This window comes from Saccharopolyspora antiqui (assembly GCF_052246905.1).
Lineage (GTDB): Bacteria > Actinomycetota > Actinomycetes > Mycobacteriales > Pseudonocardiaceae > Saccharopolyspora.
The window spans coordinates 254,853-273,844 of the sequence record NZ_JBQQBO010000007.1 but is presented as its reverse complement, the minus strand read 5'-3'; the positions used below and the strand labels follow the sequence as shown (position 1 = coordinate 273,844).

The 18,992-nt window shown below is 69.3% G+C and carries 18 protein-coding genes; 11 read left to right on the top strand and 7 right to left on the bottom strand.

The window, feature by feature from the left end; all coding sequences use genetic code 11:
- The first annotated feature begins 66 nt into the window (after positions 1-66).
- Together ACTWQN_RS14795 and cutA are read left to right on the top strand one after the other, a co-directional pair.
- Positions 67-711 carry a hypothetical protein gene (locus ACTWQN_RS14795; RefSeq protein WP_443204022.1) on the top strand — a complete coding sequence of 215 codons (645 nt, stop codon included), beginning with the start codon at positions 67-69 and terminating at the stop codon, positions 709-711.
- 171 nt (positions 712-882) lie between these two features.
- Positions 883-1,200 (top strand): divalent-cation tolerance protein CutA, encoded by a 318-nt coding sequence (cutA, locus tag ACTWQN_RS14790; RefSeq protein WP_443204021.1) that lies wholly within the window; start codon positions 883-885, stop codon positions 1,198-1,200.
- 214 nt (positions 1,201-1,414) lie between these two features.
- Here cutA and ACTWQN_RS14785 read toward each other — a convergent pair whose 3' ends face one another.
- Positions 1,415-2,353, bottom strand: coding sequence for an NmrA family NAD(P)-binding protein (locus ACTWQN_RS14785; RefSeq protein WP_443204020.1), 939 nt, complete (start codon positions 2,351-2,353; stop codon positions 1,415-1,417).
- A gap of 100 nt (positions 2,354-2,453) precedes the next feature.
- Here ACTWQN_RS14785 and ACTWQN_RS14780 point away from each other — a divergent pair, with 100 nt between their 5' ends.
- Positions 2,454-3,020 (top strand): TetR/AcrR family transcriptional regulator, encoded by a 567-nt coding sequence (locus ACTWQN_RS14780; protein WP_443204019.1) that lies wholly within the window; start codon positions 2,454-2,456, stop codon positions 3,018-3,020.
- Positions 3,021-3,234: 214 nt separating this feature from the next.
- On the opposite strand, the gene ACTWQN_RS14775 is transcribed toward ACTWQN_RS14780, so the two are convergent.
- Both ACTWQN_RS14775 and ACTWQN_RS14770 read right to left on the bottom strand, forming a co-directional pair.
- Entirely contained in the window at positions 3,235-3,522 is a 288-nt protein-coding gene (locus ACTWQN_RS14775; RefSeq protein WP_443204018.1) for a hypothetical protein, read from the bottom strand.
- Between the two features lie 29 nt (positions 3,523-3,551).
- Positions 3,552-4,436, bottom strand: a complete 885-nt coding sequence (locus ACTWQN_RS14770; RefSeq protein ID WP_443204017.1) for a MurR/RpiR family transcriptional regulator — start codon at positions 4,434-4,436, stop codon at positions 3,552-3,554.
- A gap of 131 nt (positions 4,437-4,567) precedes the next feature.
- Between ACTWQN_RS14770 and ACTWQN_RS14765 the strand changes: the two genes are divergently transcribed.
- The 5 genes from ACTWQN_RS14765 to ACTWQN_RS14745 all read left to right on the top strand — a co-directional run bounded on the left by ACTWQN_RS14765 (position 4,568) and on the right by ACTWQN_RS14745 (position 10,034).
- On the top strand, positions 4,568-5,947 hold the full coding sequence (locus ACTWQN_RS14765) for an MFS transporter (protein ID WP_443204016.1): 1,380 nt from the start codon (positions 4,568-4,570) through the stop codon (positions 5,945-5,947).
- Positions 5,944-6,405 carry a GAF domain-containing protein gene (locus ACTWQN_RS14760; RefSeq protein ID WP_443204015.1) on the top strand — a complete coding sequence of 154 codons (462 nt, stop codon included), beginning with the start codon at positions 5,944-5,946 and terminating at the stop codon, positions 6,403-6,405. Before ACTWQN_RS14765 ends, ACTWQN_RS14760 begins: the two co-directional genes overlap by 4 nt.
- Complete coding sequence (locus ACTWQN_RS14755; protein WP_443204014.1) at positions 6,402-7,610, top strand: metal-dependent hydrolase family protein; 1,209 nt, start codon at positions 6,402-6,404, stop codon at positions 7,608-7,610. Before ACTWQN_RS14760 ends, ACTWQN_RS14755 begins: the two co-directional genes overlap by 4 nt.
- A gap of 401 nt (positions 7,611-8,011) precedes the next feature.
- Entirely contained in the window at positions 8,012-8,518 is a 507-nt protein-coding gene (locus tag ACTWQN_RS14750; RefSeq protein WP_443204013.1) for a GbsR/MarR family transcriptional regulator, read from the top strand.
- A gap of 142 nt (positions 8,519-8,660) precedes the next feature.
- Positions 8,661-10,034 carry a serine hydrolase domain-containing protein gene (locus tag ACTWQN_RS14745; protein WP_443204012.1) on the top strand — a complete coding sequence of 458 codons (1,374 nt, stop codon included), beginning with the start codon at positions 8,661-8,663 and terminating at the stop codon, positions 10,032-10,034.
- A gap of 214 nt (positions 10,035-10,248) precedes the next feature.
- On the opposite strand, the gene ACTWQN_RS14740 is transcribed toward ACTWQN_RS14745, so the two are convergent.
- From ACTWQN_RS14740 to ACTWQN_RS14725, 4 genes are all read right to left on the bottom strand, one after another.
- Positions 10,249-10,416: a hypothetical protein gene (locus ACTWQN_RS14740; protein ID WP_443204011.1), complete on the bottom strand. Its 168-nt coding sequence runs from the start codon at positions 10,414-10,416 to the stop codon at positions 10,249-10,251.
- A gap of 167 nt (positions 10,417-10,583) precedes the next feature.
- Complete coding sequence (locus ACTWQN_RS14735; RefSeq protein ID WP_443204010.1) at positions 10,584-12,788, bottom strand: terpene synthase family protein; 2,205 nt, start codon at positions 12,786-12,788, stop codon at positions 10,584-10,586.
- Between the two features lie 140 nt (positions 12,789-12,928).
- The gene (locus ACTWQN_RS14730) at positions 12,929-14,530 is read right to left on the bottom strand and encodes an amidohydrolase (RefSeq protein ID WP_443204009.1); all 1,602 of its coding nucleotides are present in this window, start codon (positions 14,528-14,530) and stop codon (positions 12,929-12,931) included.
- Positions 14,531-14,659: 129 nt separating this feature from the next.
- Positions 14,660-15,478, bottom strand: coding sequence for a hypothetical protein (locus ACTWQN_RS14725; protein ID WP_443204008.1), 819 nt, complete (start codon positions 15,476-15,478; stop codon positions 14,660-14,662).
- A gap of 488 nt (positions 15,479-15,966) precedes the next feature.
- Here ACTWQN_RS14725 and ACTWQN_RS14720 point away from each other — a divergent pair, with 488 nt between their 5' ends.
- From ACTWQN_RS14720 to ACTWQN_RS14710, 3 genes are all read left to right on the top strand, one after another.
- A complete protein-coding gene (locus tag ACTWQN_RS14720) occupies positions 15,967-17,160 on the top strand; it encodes a Glu/Leu/Phe/Val dehydrogenase dimerization domain-containing protein (protein WP_443204007.1) in 1,194 nt (397 codons plus the stop codon).
- A gap of 263 nt (positions 17,161-17,423) precedes the next feature.
- Positions 17,424-17,627, top strand: a complete 204-nt coding sequence (locus ACTWQN_RS14715; protein WP_443204006.1) for a cold-shock protein — start codon at positions 17,424-17,426, stop codon at positions 17,625-17,627.
- 195 nt (positions 17,628-17,822) lie between these two features.
- A complete protein-coding gene (locus ACTWQN_RS14710; protein ID WP_443204005.1) occupies positions 17,823-18,764 on the top strand; it encodes an NAD-dependent epimerase/dehydratase family protein in 942 nt (313 codons plus the stop codon).
- Positions 18,765-18,992: the final 228 nt, after the last annotated feature.

The following is an 18,992-nucleotide window of genomic DNA, read 5'->3' as shown; positions in this document are numbered from 1 at the left end:
GGCGCATTCTGACCACTGTGGACTGTCGGGGGCTTTGACGGTTCGCGGTGGCGTTGAATGCTGCCCTTGACCACGGGAGGGGCACTCGTGGACGGCGTGCAGATCAGTCTCGGCTCGTTCCTGGACTACGTGCGCAGCACACCGCGCGGTTGCGCGGGCATCGTCCGGGACCAGCGGGAGATCTACCTCGATGAGAACAGCATGGCGTGGGCGTTCTACGGGCCGTTCCGGGCGGCGCTGCGGCGCGCCGTGAGCTCGTCGGACGCGGTGGAGGTCATCGCGTCGGCGGTGCGGCAGGCGCGGCCGGTCCAGCAGCCGCACTTCCGGGAACTGCACGCGGGATTCGAGCGTTGGTGGCGGCGGGTCGAGGTCACCGGGGTGCCGATGTTCTCCGGGCGCTGGAGCATCGGCGGGCTCGCGGTCACCATCTCCGAACGCAGTTCGCTGGCGGTGCGGCATCCGGACGGCCGCACCGAGGTGGTGCTGCCGTACCTGAAGGAACCGGAGCTCGGCGCGGATACCGCGAACTTGGCGCTGCGCGTCCTGGAACGCGCGATGCCCGTCCTGCGGCCCGGTGCGACACCCATGGTCCTCGACCTCCGGCGCGGCAAACCGCTGCGGCTGCGCAGGAACGCCAACCGCGCCGAGCTCGACGCCCTGCTGGCCGCCGAAGCCGCCAAGTACCTCACCCACTGGACAGCGGTGGCCTGAGCACGAGGAGAAGGACGCCTTTCACCAAGCACGTTGGTGAAAGGCGTCCCTTTTCCCAAAGGTCTGGCGCCAACCCGTCTCAGGTTGTTGATCAGGGATCGCCCATGTCGCCAGGCACGGGGGCATATCCGCGTCGACCAGCGTCGGCGCTCCGGCCGATACCCTGATCGCATGGCTGACTACGTGCAGGTCGTCACGACGACTGACTCGGAAGAGGCAGCAGCAGCGCTGGCGCGAAGCATCGTCGACTCTCGCGCCGGTGCCTGCGTGCAGGTGGTACCCATCCGCAGCTTCTACAGGTGGGAGAACGCCGTCCAAGATGACCCCGAATGGCAGCTCCAGATCAAGACCTCAGCGGCTCGGTTGGATGCCCTGATCAAGCACATCAAGGAACGGCACACCTACGACGTCCCGGAGATCATCGCGACCCCGATTACCGGCGGGAACAACGCCTACCTTTCGTGGGTCGACGAAGAAACCCAAGCCTGAGAGCAGTCCGGAGCTGAACGACAGTCCGCAGTGGACAGCGGAGGCCCGCATGCCGACGGGCACACCGTCGCCAGCGCGGCGGGATGGGTTCGAGACACACCCGCGTGGATCGGCGCATCGCCGCAGGCGATAGATGTCTTCGCGCGGGCCAGGTGGCGTCGTAGCCGGAGGGGACCTGGCCCTCCTGACGAACCGAACGAGATCCGGAGCCGTGTCAGGCCGTGGCCCGCATGTGCTCCTGCGCCCATTCCTCGAAGCTGGTGAGCGGGATGCCGAGGTCCCTCGCGAACTGCGGGCGGCCCGGCTGGCCAGCCACGTTCAGCCACTCGTGCGAGGCGCCCATCCTCGGCATGCCGGCGGCGAGGGCTTCCTCCTCGGTCATGTTCGGCGCGGACAGCCGCGTGCCCAGGGCGCGGGAGAGGGCCTCGGCGATCTCCGTCATCGACAGGTAGTCGCTCGCCAACTCCAGCTCGACCCGGTCGAATCGCTCCGGCGCGGCGATGGCCGCAGCGGCCGCCCTGCCGATGTCGTCCACCGCGACCAGGGACAGCCGGGTCTCAGGGTTCAGGACGCTCACCAGGCCGCCATCGATGCCGCGCGGGAAGAGGAACGCCATGGACGGGAGGAAGTTCTCCATGAAGAAGCCCGGCTTGAGGAGCGTCCAGTGGGAGAAGCCAGCCGCGCGGACCCGGTCTTGGATCGCGCTCTTGGCGCCCAGGGTGGGTTCCATCGAAGCCCAGCGGCCTTCCGCCCAGCCGGGAGTTTCGGTGTGCTGCCCGGCGCCGGTGACGGACGTGTGCACGAACTGCGGCACTCCGGCGGTCCTCGCCCCCTCGATGAGGTTGACGCCCTGGGCTACCTCCCCGTCGAAATCGAACCCGTCGAAATCGAAGCCTTCCGCGGTGATGCCAGGAATCTGCACGGAGAAGACGGCGCGGGCGCCCTCGGCGGCCCGGACCACGGAATCGCGGTCGTGAAGATCGCCGGTGACCAGTTCGGCGCCGAGTGCCTCGACGGCCCTGGCCCGGTCGGTGGCCGGGTCGCGCACCAAGGCGCGGACGGCAACGCCTGCCGCGAGCAGTGCGCGGGCGGTGGCACCGCCCTGCTTGCCGGTGGCGCCGGAGACCAGGACGGGCGCGGAATCTGTGGGCATGGTGCTCCTCGGTACTCGGCCAGTAAACGGCGGGGCCCGCCGCTTCCGCTCCGGTACGATACGGCGGGGCCCGCCACTTAGCAAGGCTGGAGATGACGCCATGCCCGAGCGCCAACGCGCCGACGCCCGGCGCAACTACGCGCGGATCCTCGCTGTGGCCGAGGAAGAGGTCGCTGCACATGGTGCGGGCGCCTCCCTGGAACAGATCGCCCGCACCGTGGGGGTTGGCTCGGCGACCGTGCGCCGACACTTCCCCACCCGCCGCGCACTGTTGGAGGCGGTCTCCCGGAAACGGATCGAGGCCCTGTGCGTCCGCGCCCACGACCTGACCGACAGGGGCGACAGCCGGAACGCGCTCCTGGAATGGCTGAGTGACGTCGTCGCCTACTGCGTCTCCGCCCGGGGACTGGCGGCCGCGCTGGCCTACGACGATGCCGGGACCGACCCGGCGCACGAGAACGCTTGCTCGGCGGCGCTGGAAGAGGCGGCAGGCCCTCTGCTGCGCCGCGCCGTGCAGGATGGCGCGGTGGCGCCAGGCGTCGCTGTCGCGGACCTGATCACGTTGGTCGTCGGCATCGCCCTGGCCACCGAGCACTACCCCGACCCCGCCGCCCAGGCGGACCGGCTGTTCCGGCTGGCCGTGGCAGGACTGAGCCCGGAGAGCTGAACAACACAGTTGGTTTAGCGGCGCACGCCGAGAGGAAGCGGCGGTGGCCTCTTGGTACGGCGTGCAGGAACACCTGAGCTGGCCCGTGGGATGGGCATCGACTGAATCCGTGACCACCCATCCCGCGGGCGGGCCTGCTCTGCAACAACCTGACGCATCCCCCAAGGAAGTGCCGTGATACGCCGTGCAACAGTGCGGCGCAGGGTTCGAACCCTCAGCGAAGTGCCGTGCGCTTCGGGCGGTGGCGAGTGCGCGGGCGTTCCAGGCGGGCTAGCAAGGGACGGCTGCCGAACAGGCTCAGTTGTTGCACGTGGGTGGGTGTCAGGCCGTTGTCGAGGGCGTAGCTCAGAGCGCGGGCGTCGGGGACCAGCACGACCGCGCGTCCGTCATCGGCGAGCACGCGGGCGAGCTCGCGCCACCACTGCTCGGGACCGGCCGCCAGGCCCCCGCCCGCCCGTACTTGGCTTCCCCAACTACCAAAGGGAAGCAGGCGGTTGCGCATTCGCCAGCCGGACCCGGGCGGGGGAGACGCTAGCTGGTGCGCCGGGGTTGGCGGTGCAGCAGGCCGAAGCGGGCCCACTGGGTTTCGGCGGCTTCGATGGAGCGCCTGGTCCGCTCGGGATCCACTGTGGACAGCTGGGCGACGATGGCCTGGGCGAGCGCCAGCCCCGGCGCGAGGGACGGGAAGAACGCCACGCCCTCGGCCGGGATCAGCACGACCTGTTCGGCGGCCGCGGCCAGCGCCGGGCTCGCCGCGTCGGTGAGCGCGAAAACGCGGGCGCCGCGGCTGTTCGCTTCTTCGGCCGCGGTCACCGTGCTCTGGTACAGCCGCCAGAAGCTGATCGCCACCAGCACATCGCCCGGTTCGATACCGGACACCGCGTTGGCCAGGTCGGCGTCGCTGCGCACCACCGTCGCGTCGTACCCGGCCAGCCGCACGTTGTGCCCCAGCGCCGAACCGACCGCGATGTAGCTGCCGTTTGCGATGATCAGCACGCGGCGGGCCTGCGCGATCGCCTCCGCGATGGTCCGGATGAGCTGCTCGTCCAGCCGCCGGTTGAGCACCGCCATCGATTCCAGGTCCCGCCGCAGCGACGCGCCGCCCAACTCGCCCTCGGTGCGCTGGGTGGCGGCGACCTCCGGTGCGCTCAGCGACGAGAGGTAGCGCGCCCGGAATTCCTGCTGCAGATCCGACCAGCCGCTGAAACCGAGGGCCTGCGCGGTCCGGCTCACCGTCGCGACGTTGACCCCGGCCAGTTCGGCGGCCTCGGCGGCGGAGCTGTAGGACACCCGCCGAGGCTGCGTCAGCAGCACCTGCAGCACTGCGGCGCCCTTCGTGCGCAACCCGCGCTCCGGCACGCGGCCGCGCAGCCACGTCTCGAAGCCGTCGGATTCTCCGGCGGTGCTGTCCGTCATCGCATTCCTCTCGTCGTACCGCGGACACACACTGTAACGAGCCCAAAACGCAACAGCTCTTGCACATTGCGATAACTGCACTATATGTTGCCAATCACTTCATTCGGTGCTGAAACCCAGCTGGAGGCGCCTTGACTCTGCTCGCTCGGTTGGACCGCCTCCCCCTGAGCCGACCGCACTACCTTTTGCTGCTGCTGGGCGGGCTCGGCTACACCTTCGACGGGATGGACTCCGCCGTGGTGGCCTTCCTGCTGCCGAGCGTGCAGGACGAATGGGGCCTGACCAACGCGCAACTCGGCCTGATCGGCTCGGCCACCCCGTTCGGGTTCCTGTTCGGCGCCACCTGCGCCGGGCTGCTCGGCGACCGCATCGGCCGCCGCAAGGTGATGATGTGGGCGCTGGCCGTCTACGCGCTGTTCTCCGTCATCGGCGCGCTCGCTCCGAACTACGAGATCTTCCTCGCCGCCCGGGTGTTCGCCGGGTTCGGCGCTGGGGCGGAAAGCGCGATCATCGCGCCGTTCCTGTCGGAGTTCGTGCCAGCCGCCCGACGCGGTTGGTTCGTCGGCGCGCTGGCCGGTTTCTTCTCCTTCGGCTTCGTCGCCGCCGCGCTGTTGGGCCGGTTCGTCGTGGAGCCGGTGCCGGAGGGTTGGCGCTGGGCGCAGGTGATCACCGCATTGCCGATCGTGCTGCTGCTGTGGTGGCGGCGCTCGCTGCCGGAATCACCGCGTTACCTGCTGGCCAACGGCAGAACCGCCGAAGCCGAACGGGTCGTGGTCGACCTCGAACGCAAGGTCCTGGCGGCGACCAAGGTACCGCTGCCGCCAGTTCCCGAGGCGGCGGTGGAAAAGCCCGCCGAGGCCCGCAAGATCGGCCTGCTCTCCGCGCTGAAATACCTGTGGAGCGGCCGGATGGCTCGGCGCACCGCGATCACTTGGCTGATCTGGTTCGTGATCACGTTCTCCTTCTACGGCTTCTTCACCTGGATTCCGACGCTGCTGGTGCAGCAGGGCATCACGGTCACCAAGAGCTTCGAGTTCTCCATCATCATCTACCTGGCCCAGGTGCCGGGTTACTTCTCGGGGGCCTGGCTGGGCGAGCTGCTGGACCGCAAGAACGCCATCGCGCTGTACCTGGCCGGTTCCGCGGTCAGCGCGTTCTGGATGAGCCAGATGACCGATCCGGTGATGATCACTATCTCGGCCGCAGTGCTGTCGTTCTTCCTCAACGGCACCTATGCGGGCGTGTACTCCTACACCCCGGAAGTGTTCCCGACCTGGATCCGCGCGACGGGAACCGGGCTGTCCAGCGCGTTCGGCCGCGTCGGCAGCATCATCGCGCCGTCGGTGATCGGGATGTTCGCTGCGTCGCTGGGCTTCGCGGGCGTGTTCGGCATGACCACCGTGGTGCTGGTCGTCGGTGTCGTGTGCACCCTGCTGTTCGGCCTGTCCACCAAGGGCCGCTCGCTGGAAGACCTCACCGAAGGCGAAATGCGGAAGGCGACCGCCCGATGAACCTGTCCACCGTGGAAGACCAAGTCCGGCGGGAACTCGGGGTCCGGTTGTTCACCGTGCTGGCCTGGCTGCCCGGCCGCCGCGTGCTGCACCGGGCGCACACCAGCCATCCCGAGCAATACCCGGTGGGCGGCGAGAAATCCGTCGAGGTCGCCGCGGAGTGGCTGGACCGCTGCATCAACCAGCAGCAGCCGTTCTTCGGACCGGACGCCGAATCGGTCCGCGCGGTCTTCGCCGACCACGCGCTGATCGCGGAGCTCGGTTGCGGGTCGGTGATCAACGTGCCGGTCGTCGCCGCCGACGGCACCACGCTCGGCACCCTCGCCCTGCTCGACGCCGAGCACGCCTACGGTCCGGCCCAGGTCGACCGGGCCGCCGAACTGGCGTCGCTGGCCGTTCCCGCGCTGGCCGAACTCGTCCAGCGCCTCGACAACCCCTCGGAGGAACCGAACTCGTGACCGCCCTGTTGCTGCGTTCCGGCAAGCTGCTCGACGTCGAATCCGGCGAGTACGCCGAAGGCGACGTGCTGTGCGTGGATGGCCGGATCGCCGAGACCGGCCCCGGTCTGACCGCGCCGGAAGGCGCGCGGACCGTGCAGCTGGCCGGTGCGACCGTGCTGCCCGGACTGATCGACGCGCACGTGCACGTCACGGCCGCCACCGCCGACCTCAGTGCGCTGCCCTTTTGGTCGCCGTCCTACGCCACCGCGCACGCCACGCAGATCATGGGGCAGATGCTCGACAGGGGCTTCACCACGGTCCGGGACGCTTCGGGCGCGGACTTCGGGCTGGCCGACGCGCAGGCCGAAGGTCTGATCCGCGGGCCGCGGCTGGCGTTCTGCGGCAAGGCGCTGAGCCAGACCGGCGGGCACGGCGACAGCCGTCCGCGCGGCACCCGGGTGCACGACGGCCACCAGTGCTGCGCCGGGCTCGGCCGGATCGCCGACGGGGTCGACGCGGTGCGCGCCGCGGCTCGCGACGAGCTGCGCAAAGGCGCGCACCACATCAAGGTGATGGCCAGCGGCGGGGTGGCCTCGCCGACCGACCGCATCGACTCCACGCAGTACTCGATGGACGAACTGCGGGCCATCGTGGCAGAAGCCGACGCCGCCAACCGCTACGTCGCCGCGCACGCCTACACCGCGCGCTCGGTGAGCCGGGCCCTGCGGGCGGGCATCCGGTCGATCGAGCACGGCAACCTCATCGACGAGTCCAATGTGGCCGAATTCGTCGAGCACGACGCCTTCCTGGTGCCGACGCTGGTGACGTACTGGGCGCTGAAGACCGAGGGCCGCGAGTTCGGGCTCCCGGAGGACAGCTGGCGCAAGGTCGACGACGTGCTGGGTGCTGGGCTCCAGGCGCTGGAGATGGCGCACCGCGGCGGCGTCAAGATCGCCTACGGCACCGATCTGCTCGGCGGCATGCACCGGCACCAGAACGAGGAGTTCCGAATCCGCGGCGAGGTCCAGCAGCCGTTGGACGTCATCCGCTCGGCGACCAGCACCGCGGCCGATCTGCTCGGCATGACCGGCGAGATCGGCACGCTGCGGGTCGGTGCGTTGGCCGACCTGGTGGTCCTCGACGCCGATCCGCTGGCCGACATCGCCGCGCTGGCGGACCCGAAGCAGATCCGCCACGTCATCCAGCACGGCGCTTTGGCCTGAGAGCCTGTCTCTGGACTCTTCTCTCCGCTTTGCTGCCGTGTCTCGATAGGCGCCCCACCAGCGGATCACCAGCTACTTTCGTGTTGCACTCCTACCTGTCTTGAATGTACGTGCGACACATGGAGTTGATGTTGTTCTCGTCCGGCGGTGCGGGTCTTTACGTGGGCGATGAGCATGCACGGTCGTAGCCGAGGCGCAGACGGCCGGTTTCCGGGCAGATATCCCGCTGCTCGGCGGGCGGGGCCAGGGCGGCGTTCGGAGCAGAACAGCGGCCCGCTATCGGATGTAACGGTCGCAGCTCCCCAGGGATGATGTTCGCGGTCGTCTTCCAGTGTCGAACGCAGTGAAGCTGAAATGACGGATATTTGCGTCATCTCCGACTTTTCTGTAGTGTCTGTCTTATGGTTGATGAGTCGGAGCTCGCGTTTGCCGATGAAGCTGGTCGCCACTTCGCGCGTCAGCACGGCCTGCCGCCGATGACGGGGCGGGTGATCGGGTGGCTGCTGCTGTGTGAGCCTGCGCAGCAGACCATCGCCGAACTCGCTGAGGCGCTGCGGGCGAGTCGCACCGCAGTTACCAGCGCGGTCTCCGTGCTCGAGGACTGGTCGTGGATTCAGCGCTCCCGTGCCGCGGGCGAACGGGTGGATCGCGTCAGCCTCGACCCCGGGGTGTGGCTGCGCCTGGTGGACAAGTCGGCGGAGCACTCCGCCGTGGGTGCGCTGGCGCGCAAGGGGCTGGAGGCGCTGGGCGACGCATCGCCGGAGCGGCGGGCCCGCCTGATGGAAATGGCGGCTTTCGCCGACTTCCTCGCCGAGCGCCTGCCTGCGCTCGGGGCCGAGTGGCTCGCCCGGCGCGACACCCTGCGTGCCTCGGGAGACCTGCCCGGCATCGCACGAAGCGAGTCCTGACACCGGGCGGAAGCGCCCGAATCATCTCCGCGGGCCGCTGACTCGCGGCAACCACACGGCCACAAACGGACGATCGGCCCCTGCGCGCTTGCCGGGGCCATCTGAACATGCCCAAGAAACCGTACTGAGAGGACCAATTCCGATGACGTTCGACCATGCCCGCTGGCAGGCCCTGCTCGACGAACTACGCGCGACCCACCACGTTCCGGGTGCCTCGCTGGCCGTGCTCGCCGACGGGGAGATCCACGAACTGGCCAGCGGAGTGCTGCACCGGGGAACCGGGGTCGAGGTCACGACCGATTCGGTGTTCCTCGCCGGCTCCCTGGCCAAGCCCTACACCGCCACGCTCGTGATGCAGCTGGTCGACTCCGGTGATCTGGAGCTGGACACGCCGGTGGTGGATGTGCTGCCGGAGTTCGCCACCCCCGACCCGGAAGCCACCAAGACCATCACGATCCGGCAACTGCTGTCCCACACCGGCGGCGTGACCAACGACTTCAACCACGACACCGGCCGCGGTGACGACTGCATCGCCAAATACGTCCAGGCCGCACGGGAGGTGCCGCTGGACCTCCCGCCGGGCACCGCCTACTCCTACGGCAGCCTCGGATACGTCGTGCTGGGCCGCGTCATCGAGGTGCTCACCGGCAAGACCTGGGACCAGGCACTGAGGGACATGCTGTTCGCCCCGCTCGGGCTGGAGCACTCCATGACGCTGCCCGAGGAGGCGCTGCGGTTCCGCGTGGCCATGGGCCATATGGGCCGACCGGGCCAGGACCCCGACCCGACACCGGTCTGGGATCTGATGCCGCGTTCGGTAAGCCCGGCCGCCAGGGTCATCGTCTCTGCGGGCGACATCGTCCGCTTCGCCAAGATGCACCTGGACGGCGGCCTCGCCCCCGACGGCACCCGCATCCTGTCCACCGCAGCGGTCGCCGCCATGCAACGTCGTGAGGTCGACTGCCCGGACAAGTGGACTGTCGAGGCCGAAGCCTGGGGGCTGGGCTGGAACCTGCACGACTGGAACGGGGTCTTCGGCTTCGGCCACGTCGGCAGCGCCGTCGCGCAGCACTCCTACCTGCGCGTCGCCCCGCATGCGGGCGTGGCTTTCGCGCTGCTCGCCAACGGCGGCGGCTTCACCCCCATGTACGACACCCTGTTCCGGGAACTCTGGGCGGAGCTGACTGGCACACAGGTGCCGCCGCTGTTCGCCCCGCCGGAGAACCCGCCCGAGGTGGACCTGACGCCGCTGCTGGGCACCTACGAACGCGAGGGCGTCCGCACCACCATCACCCGCAACGACGACGGCCGCGCGCACATCCGGTACGAGTTCACCGGCAGCATGGCGCACCTTTCGCCGCCCCTGGAGGCGGACATGGTGCCGGTATCGGACACGGTCTTCGCCGCTGTCTTCGGCATCGGCGGCGAGGACTACACGCCCGTAGTCTTCTCCACCCTGAGCAACGGCACCCCGTGCGTGTACGTCAGCATGCGCGCTACCCCCAAGATCGCCTAAGTCCGGCCAACATCGCCCCGGCCCTTTTCCCGGACAGCTCCGTCAGGAAGGCCGGGGCGAACTGTCGCAACCCAGACCGGACTGGGGAGGACTGGTCGGTGTGGAACTCCTCGATGGGGGAGCCGTCGCGGCGGTCCCGCAGCCGCAGCAGGGTCTTCCATGCCGAGGCGGCGTCGGCCCGGTCCCAGGTGGTCTCGTTGCACAGTCCGACTTCTCAGGCCTCGTACAGGCGGGCCAGGGCGATCAGCGACCACCGCGACATCAACCCGGCCGGACGCGCTGTGGTCAGTCGCACCCGGAGCCGGTCGACCATCCCAAACGGGGGCACATAGACTTGGTCGTAGTTCACGGTCACCAGGCCGCGCTTGCGCAACACGGCCAAGGACCAGCTGTGCTGGAACGCCGTCGCCCCAACTTTAGGGAAATTCGGGATCCGATTCGTCGGATTCGCGGTGCCCAATTTTAGGGAAAACCAGGATCCCGCCACCCCAAGGCATGGGCCAAGACAGGCTCTCCGAGCCGCCAGCGTGCGAGCGTTGGCGGCCCGGATCAGCCGAGAACCGGATCCCAGGCCGAAGACACCCGGGCCGCCGAGGTGCCCAGCCCGGTCAGGCCCAGGAGCCCGGCCGCGTCGACCGGCACGTTGTAGCGCAGCTCGGAATCGAAGTACCGGCGGCATTCCCGGTGCCAGTTCACGATTCCGGACATCCAGTCCCGCAGTTCGCCCGCGTAGCGGGTCAGGGTGGCGCGGGTTTCGGCGCCCAGGTCGTACTCCTCGAACAGGTTCGGCAGTTCGATGTCGACGGTGTGCTGGAACTGCCGCAACCGCGCGATCCGCAGGTCGTCGACGATCTCGAAGGCCCGCTCCAGATCGCAGTCCAGGAAGTTCTGCACCACCAGCACCGCGTTGTGCACCTCGCCCTGGTACTGGACCTCCTTGCGGTAGGAGAACATGTCGTTGACCAGCATCGCGAAGTCGACCGCCGAGTTCTCCATGTTCTGGATGGTCCGAGTCCGGTAGATCTCCGGCGGCACGGTCTGGCCGTGCGAGAACCGGGACAGGCTCAGGGTGAGGTCCGCTCCGAAGGTCTGGCGGCGCATCTCGACGTAGTCGATCGGATCGGGGATGTGGTTCTGGTGCTGGTTGCTCAACTCCCACAACCAGCTGTCGAGCATCCGCTCCACGGCCCGCCGGAACCCGCGCCGACCCGCCGGGGCCATCGAGGCCGTGGTGCGCCGCCACAGGTCGGCCAGACCGCGTTCCAGCATGTTGACCGGGGCGACGGGGCTCGCGCCGTCCAACGGCATGAGCTCCTTCAGACGCGCGTTGAGCGTCTTGGCACCGGCCATGTCGCGGGTGTGGCCGAAGATCTGCGGGTAGTAGTCGTCGCCGTAGGTCCCCCAGGTCAGCCAGTCCGAGGACAGGTTGAGCTCCTCGACGGTGGCGTCCGGATCGAGCCCGGCGGAGCAGTGCGGGAGGTCGTAGGTGCGCAACATCTGCTCGTCCCAGACCCGCGGTACGTCCGTGAACATGCCCATCGCGCGGGCCCAGTCGACGACGTGCTCACGGGCGAGGTCGAGGTGCGGGCTCAGCGAAACGTCGTAGGGCGGTTCGATCTCCCGCTGCGGGATCGGCCCGACCTCCTGGAAGGGCAGCCGCGTGAAGCCGCGAAGTCGTTGCGGTGCGGTGGAAATCAGCGACCGCACGATGTTGACGCCTGAGGTGCCAAGCCCCAGCGGGCCGCCCAGCACCGTCGCGGTGCCGTCCGGATACCGACCGGACTGCGAGTGCCATTCGTGGCCACCGGCCTGCCAGTCCTGCAAGCCCTTGACGTAGCCGAGCACCGCCATCCGGCCCGGCGGGTCGATGCCGCGCTCGTCGAGCAGCTGCGGCACTTCGGTCAGCGCGGTGTGCTCGAACTGGTGCAGCCGGGAGGTGAGCAGGTCGTTGACCGCATCGGCGGCTTCCTGGGTGCTGCAGTCGAGGAACTTCTCGAAGACCAGCACCCCGTTGCTGAGCTCACCTTCGTCCTGCACTTCGCGCTGGTAGGAGAACAGGTCGTTGCGCAGGTGCACGCCGTCGGCGAAGGTGTCGCGCAGCACCGCCATCGGCCGGGTCGCGGCGATCTCGGCGGGCACTTCCGCGCTGACGGCGTGTTCCACCAGGTTCGCCGACCACGGCGCCCCGCCGACCTTGCGGCGCATCTCGACGTACTCGATGGGGTTGGACAGCCGGTTCTCGCTGATGTTGGCCAGCTCCCACAGCGATTCGTCCAGCAGGTGCTTGGTGTTGTCCGCGAACCGGCGCCGCCAGTCGATGCTCATGGTGGGCACGGTGCGCGTCCACAGGTCCGCCAGGCCCCATTCCACCGGATTGCCCGGCTCCGCCGTGATCGCCCCGTCGACCGGCATGAATTCCGGGAGCCGGTCGAGGTATTCCCGCGCCCCCGTCAGATCCGGGTCGCGCTTGTAGAGCTCGACGAAGTGGTCGTCGAAGTAGAACACCCACGCGTACCAGTCGGTGATCAGGTCGAGTTCCGGTCCGTCGGCGTCGGGATGCGTGTAGGCGCACAGCAGCGCGTAGTCGTGCCGGTCGAAATCGGCTTCGGACCAGATCTTCTTGCCCTCCTGCGGCACGTCGATCATGTCCATCCGGTAGGCCCACGCCTTGCTGTGCTCGCGGGCCCGTTCCAGGTTGGGGTTCAGCCGTGCCGGGTAGGGCAGGTAGAACTCCGGCAGTCGAAAGGGCTGCATGCGTACCTGACCTCTCTGCGATGGTCACCGACGCTGGGCACGAAACCAGGCCCCGCCTGCGCCGCCAATGCTTTCGGTGGTGGTTCCACACGATCGAGAACCGGCGTCGCCCGACCAGCCCAGCGCCGCGCGCCGGTCGGTCAGGCCTTGCGCTCGTGCACGATCACGCCGTCGACCATCGTCAGATCCACCTGGCACTGCCCGATTTCCGCTGGCGGCAGGGAGAACGGGTCGCGGTCGAGCACCACCAGGTCCGCCGCCTTGCCCACTTCGACGGTGCCGGTTTCGCCGTCGACGTGGTTCACCCAGGCGCTGCCCGCGGTGTACGCGGCCAGCGCGTCGACGAGGTCCAGCGCTTGTTCCGGCAGGAACGGCACGTCGTCGGTGCCGGGTTCGCGGCGGTTGACCGCGACGTGCACCGCCCGCATCGGATCGGCGTCGGACACCGGCCAATCGCTGCCCGCCGCCAGCACCGCGCCCGCCGCGTGCAGCGACCGGAACGGGTACTGCCCGCCAGCCCGCCGATGTCCCAGCCGGGGGACGGTCAACTCGGTCATCGCCGCGTCGTTGACCGCCCACCGGGGCTGGATCGTCGCGGCGACCCCGAGTTCGTGGAACCGCGGGATGTCGCTGGGCTGCACCACCTGCAGGTGGGCGATCTGGTGGCGCAGGTCGCGGTGCTCGGTGCGGGCCGCGAGCGCGTCCAGCACGTCGCGCACCGCCCGGTCGCCGATGGCGTGGAAGTGCAGCTGGAAACCGTTCGCGGCCAGTTCCGGCACCACTTCGGCGAGCAGTTCGGGGTCCACGAAGGACATACCGCTGCCGTGGCTGCCGAGATAGGGCAGCAGCAGCGCGGCGGTGAAGTTCTCGCACACGCCGTCCTGCATGATCTTCACCGCGTCGGCGCGGAATCGCCGCCCGCGCGCCCGCGCGCGCCGCTGGCGCAGCTCCTCGATCTGCTCCCGGCCGCGGTCGCGGTCCCACCACAGCGCGCCGCGGACCTTGCCGGTCAGCAGGCCTTGCCGGTCGGCGGCCAGGTAGGTCTCCAGCGTGTCGTCGTAACCGAGGTAGGGGCCGATGATCGCGTCGTGCCAGGACGTCACCCCGCGGGCCTGGAGGTGGCGTTGCCCTTCCAACAGTCCGGCGAGGTATTCCGGCGCGCTGGTCGGCGGCAGCGCGCGCTCGACCAGCCGGGTGGCGCCTTCGTGCAGGGTCCCGGCTGGTTCGCCGACGGCGTCGCGTTCGATGCGGCCGTCGGGCGGATCCGGGGTGTCCCGGTCGATTCCGGCCAGCCGCAGCGCCGCCGAGTTCACCCAGGCACCGTGGTGATCGCGGTTGAGCAGGTACGCCGGTCGAGCTCCGGTCACCGCGTCCAGCGCCGTGCGGCTCGGCGTGCCGTGCGGGAAATGGCCCATGTCCCAGCCGCCGCCCAGCACCCAGCCGGTATCCGGCTGGTACGCGTGGATCTGCCGCAGGCAGTCGTCGGCGTCCAGGCATTCGGTGAGGTCGCAGCGCAGGCGTTCGATCCCGCCGTAGACCGGGTGCACGTGCGCGTCGTGGAAACCGGGCAGCAGCAACCGGCCGTCCAGGTCGATCACCTCGGTGGTCCTGGTGCGGTGCGCGCGCACCGCGGCGTCGCCGACGGCGACGATCCGGCCATCGCGCACCGCCACGGCATCGGTGAATGAACGGGCGGCGTCCATTGTGGCCACCGGTCCGCCCACGAAGGCCACCTCGCGCATACCCCGGATTGTCGCAGGGCCGCGACCAGAGACTGTTTCAGGAGTGGTTCGCGTGGCGGTGCGGGTAGCGGAACCTCAGCAGCCGCCTCGGCTCCGCCGCTTGCCGAACGGCCCCTAGTCGGGTGGTTTCTACCGGTGTTCGCCGGTGATCACCGCGACCGCCTGCTCGCGGCGGGGTTCGTCGACGTCGGGAACCAGGAAGCTCCGGCTGCGGATGTGCGCCACCAGCTCCGCCTCCGGCGCCACCCCGTGCTGGCGCAGGTAGTAGCCGACCGCACCGGGCCAGATCCAGCTGCCGTCGGTGTGGAAGGTCATCGGCACTGCCGGGTTGCGGTTCGGGTCGAGCCGGTCGGTGTCGAAGCTGCGCGCGGCCAGCACGATCGGGGCCTGCTCCAGGTAGTCGATCACCTGGTCGCGCTCGGCCGGGTTGATCTGCGGGCGCTCGGTGATCGGGCGCCCGTCTTCGTCGAAGACCTCCGCGGTGCGCAGCCCCGGCCCGCTGCCGCCCCGCAGGCCCAACCACTCCGGCGTGACCGCGGCGGGTCGCGGAAAGCGGCGCAGTTCTTCGGCGAAGGCGGCGGGCGGGGGAGCCGTGCGCCAGCTGGGTTCGAAGTCGCCGTTGAAGTCGACGGTGTAGCTGCCGGGCCGCTGCAACCGGTACAGCGCGCTGACCCAGGTGCCGCGATCCGGCTGGTACATGCCGTGGCGCAGCCGCACGAACAGTTCCGCGACATCGGCGGGCGCGGCCAACGGGATGGCGGTGCCGTTGGGTGCGATCAGTTGCGCTACCAACTCGTGGTGGGGGCCCAGTTCGCGGTACTCGACGGTGGCCTCCCGCCAGCCAGGAGGCAGGGCACGCACGATGATCCGGCCAATTTCCTGGATCAGCTGCTGTTGCGCGGCCTCGTCCAGCGATCCCGGTTGGTCGTGGGGTCCCGGTTGGCTCATGCCTGCATCCTTCCAGTCGCGCGGAAACCTTGGGATCGGTTTCACCGAAGTTCCGGCACGCTTCGCGCGACGCTTTTCCCGCATCGTGCTCGGAAGCTTAAGACCTCTTCGGAGTGACAGCTGAGGCACAGCCGATCGCGTTGCGCAGTCGGCGAATCGGCCAGGTAACCGGTCGACACACCGCGGTCCCGATGACGTAACAAATGTACGAAGCGATGATTGTTGACAATCAGACGAGCTGGCGTTTAATTTCGAGCCATTCGGGCCGGATGCGGGAGGTGGGCCATGCGAACCGAGTTGTACCGCAATCCGCGTCCGGCCCGATGGGTGTCTTCTTCCTCGCTCTGGCTGCGACATCGCTGACCGGTCTCCCGGCAGTGCTGGCGATCGTCGCGGGTGCCCCGCGGATCGCCGAACCATCTACCACTGGTGAATTCCGGGCTGCTGCGCCCGGTGTCGGGTACGCGTTCTGGGAGGAGGTTCGGCCCGTGGCGCTCGTCGATCGCGACCCGCTCATGCGGGTGCTCTGGACGGATCCGGTGACTGGCCGAAACGGTTACCTTGTCGTGCACAGCCTGGTGTCCGGGCTCGCCACCGGCGGGACCCGGATGCGCGCTGGTTGCACGCTGTCGGAAGTGGCGGAACTGGCCCGCGGCATGGCCCGCAAGACCGCCGTGTTCGACCTGCCGGTCGGCGGCGCGAAGGGCGGCATCGACTGCGACCCAAAGGATCCGGACGCCCGCGGCGTGCTGCGCCGCTTCGTGCAGGCGATGCGGCCGTGGCTGGATGCGCACTGGGTGACGGCCGAGGACCTCGGGGTGCCGCAGCACCTGATCGACGAGGTGTTCGCCGAGCTGGGGCTGCACCAGTCCTACCACGCGGCGATCCGCCGGGCCCCGGATCCGGAGCGCACGCTGCGCCGCGTCCGCGCCGGGCTGGCCGCCCCGGTGCCGGGCGGCCTGCTGCTTGGCGACGTGGTCGGCGGGTACGGCGTCGCGCAGAGCTGCCTGGGTGTTGTGCACGCTCGCGGCTGGGCGCCGGAGGCGACCACCGTCGCCGTGCAGGGCGCCGGGACGATGGGCGGCGGCGCGGCCTACTACCTGCACGAGGCGGGACTGCGGGTGGTCGCGCTGGCCGATGCGGCGGGCACCCTGTGGCATCCGGACGGGCTGGATGTGCCGACATTGCTGGAGACCCGGGACCGCTTCGGCGAGATCGACCGCGCGCAGGTGCCCCCGGAAGTGCGGCTGTTGCCGCGCGAGGCGGTCTTGGCCGCCGATGTGGACGTGCTGATCCCGGCCGCCGTGTCGTACGCGATCGGCGGGCCCCAGGTGCCGGAGGTCGCCGCGAAGGTGATCATCGAGGCCGCCAACACACCGGTCACCGCCGATGCCGAGGAAATGCTGGCGGCGCGCGGCATCCCGGTGATCCCGGACTTCGTCGCCAACGCCGGCGCGGTGGCGTGGGCCTGGTGGCTGCTGCTCGGTCGGGTCGACGCCGATCCGGTGCGCTCGTTCCAGGTGTTGCGGGAGGAAATGCTCGCCAAGATCCCGCCGCTGCTGGCCGCATGGGACACCGGGGGCCGTACGCCCAGGGCCGCCGCACTGCTGCTCGCCGAGCACCGCAACGAGCGCAACCGCGCCGCCGAGGCCAGCGGTCAGGGGCTGCTCAGCATCCCCTGAAGCGGGCTCGTCGATCCACTGTGGCGTGCCGCCGACCCGGTGCTGACATGCGGCGATCGATGTGTGACAACCCGCAGTCAGAGTGCTAGCGTTGCATCGGTTGCAGTTTTGGTCCCAGCAGTACTGGAAAGTGCCTGCCAGAACGCAGGCACTTTTTTTGTGCCGTGGTGCTCCGGCGCCACGTCGGTGCACCGGTGATCAGTTCGGCGACCTGGGGTCTGCGCAGTGTTGACCCTGGCCAGCAGAATCAGGAGAAACAAGGAATGGCTACCGGTACGGTCAAGTGGTTCAACGCGGAGAAGGGGTACGGGTTCATCACGCCCGACGGCGGTGGCGCTGACGTCTTCGCCCACTACTCCGCGATCGACTCCTCCGGTTTCCGCACGCTGGAGGAGAACCAGCGGGTGGAGTTCGAGATCGCCCAGGGTCCGAAGGGACCGCAGGCCGCAGGCATCCGCGCACTCTGATCCATGTCGTGCCAATCAGGCACGGCGAAGCATCGGCAGTGTGCAATGTGCTCTGCTGCCGCCTCAGGTGGGCGGCAGACCGGGCCGTCTGCGGTGCCGGTCTGCCGCCGAGAGGTCACCGTTTTCACCCGTTCTGGGGTACGTCATCGGGGTAGGCTTCCAGCCCGCTGACGTTTAACCCGGTGCGAGGTCGAAGTGCCCCTGCGTGTGGTTGTCGCCGGTGCGACCGGCGTGGTCGGGAGAACACTGCTGCCGCTGTTGCGGGAGCGCGGTCATCACGTGACCGCGCTTGTCCGGCACGTGGACCGGTTGGACGGCACTGCGCCGATGGACGATGTCGCGGTGGCCGACCTGCTGGACCCGGCCGGGTTGAGCCGGGAGTTGCGCCGCGTCGCCCCGGACGTGGTGATCGATCAGACCTCCGGTTTCGGGAAAGCCGATCAGGACGAGGGCCTGCGCCGCACCGCGCGATTACGCGCCCGAGGTGCCGCCAACCTCGTCGACGCCGCGGTGTCGGTGGGCGCGCGGCGCATCATCGGGCAGAGCATGACCGCTGCCTACCGTCCGCACGGGCACGACGTGCTGGACGAAGATTCTCCACTGTGGACGGACGCGCCGGGCTGCTGGGGTGCCGCGGTCCGGGCCCTGGCGGCGATGGAAGAAACGGTGCTGACCCGCCCGGACATCGAGGGCATCGCGCTGCGCTACGGCGCGCTGTACGGCCCGAGCACCCAGTACGCGCCGGGTGGGAGGGTGCACGAGCGGGTTCGCGGCAGTGCGTTGCCGTTGGTCCACGACGGGATTGGCCTGACGTCGTTCACCCACGTCGACGACGCCGCCGGGGCAGTGCTGGAACTGCTCACCGGCGGCGAACCGGGTACCTACAACGTGGTCGACAACGAGCCCGCCGAATCCAGCGAATGGCTGCCCGCCTACGCGCGGATGGTCGGTGGCCCGGCCCCGGTGTCGCTGACCATGGACCAGGCCAAGGCGCAGCTGGACTGGTTGACGGTCCACCAGCTGACCGAACAGCGCGGTGCGACCAATTTCCGGCTGCGCGAAACGATGGGCTGGCGACCGACCTGGCCGAGCTGGCGCGAGGGATTCGCCGCGCTGTTCGGCCTGTGGGCGGGCTGATGCCCTCGCGAGCGGTTGCTCCGAACGTGCCGTCGGCGAACCGGTCCAGCCGGTAGCCCCCCCGGTGCGCAGCCAGCTCCGGCGGCGGCCAGTCCGAGGCGCGGAGTCATTCCGGCAACCGCCGCTAGCTCTCGTCCTCCAGGTCGTCCAATGTGGACTTCGCGGCCAGTTCGGTGGGGCTTGGCTCACGGCGGGTGGTGGAGCTCTCGGAGAGCACCACTCGGCATG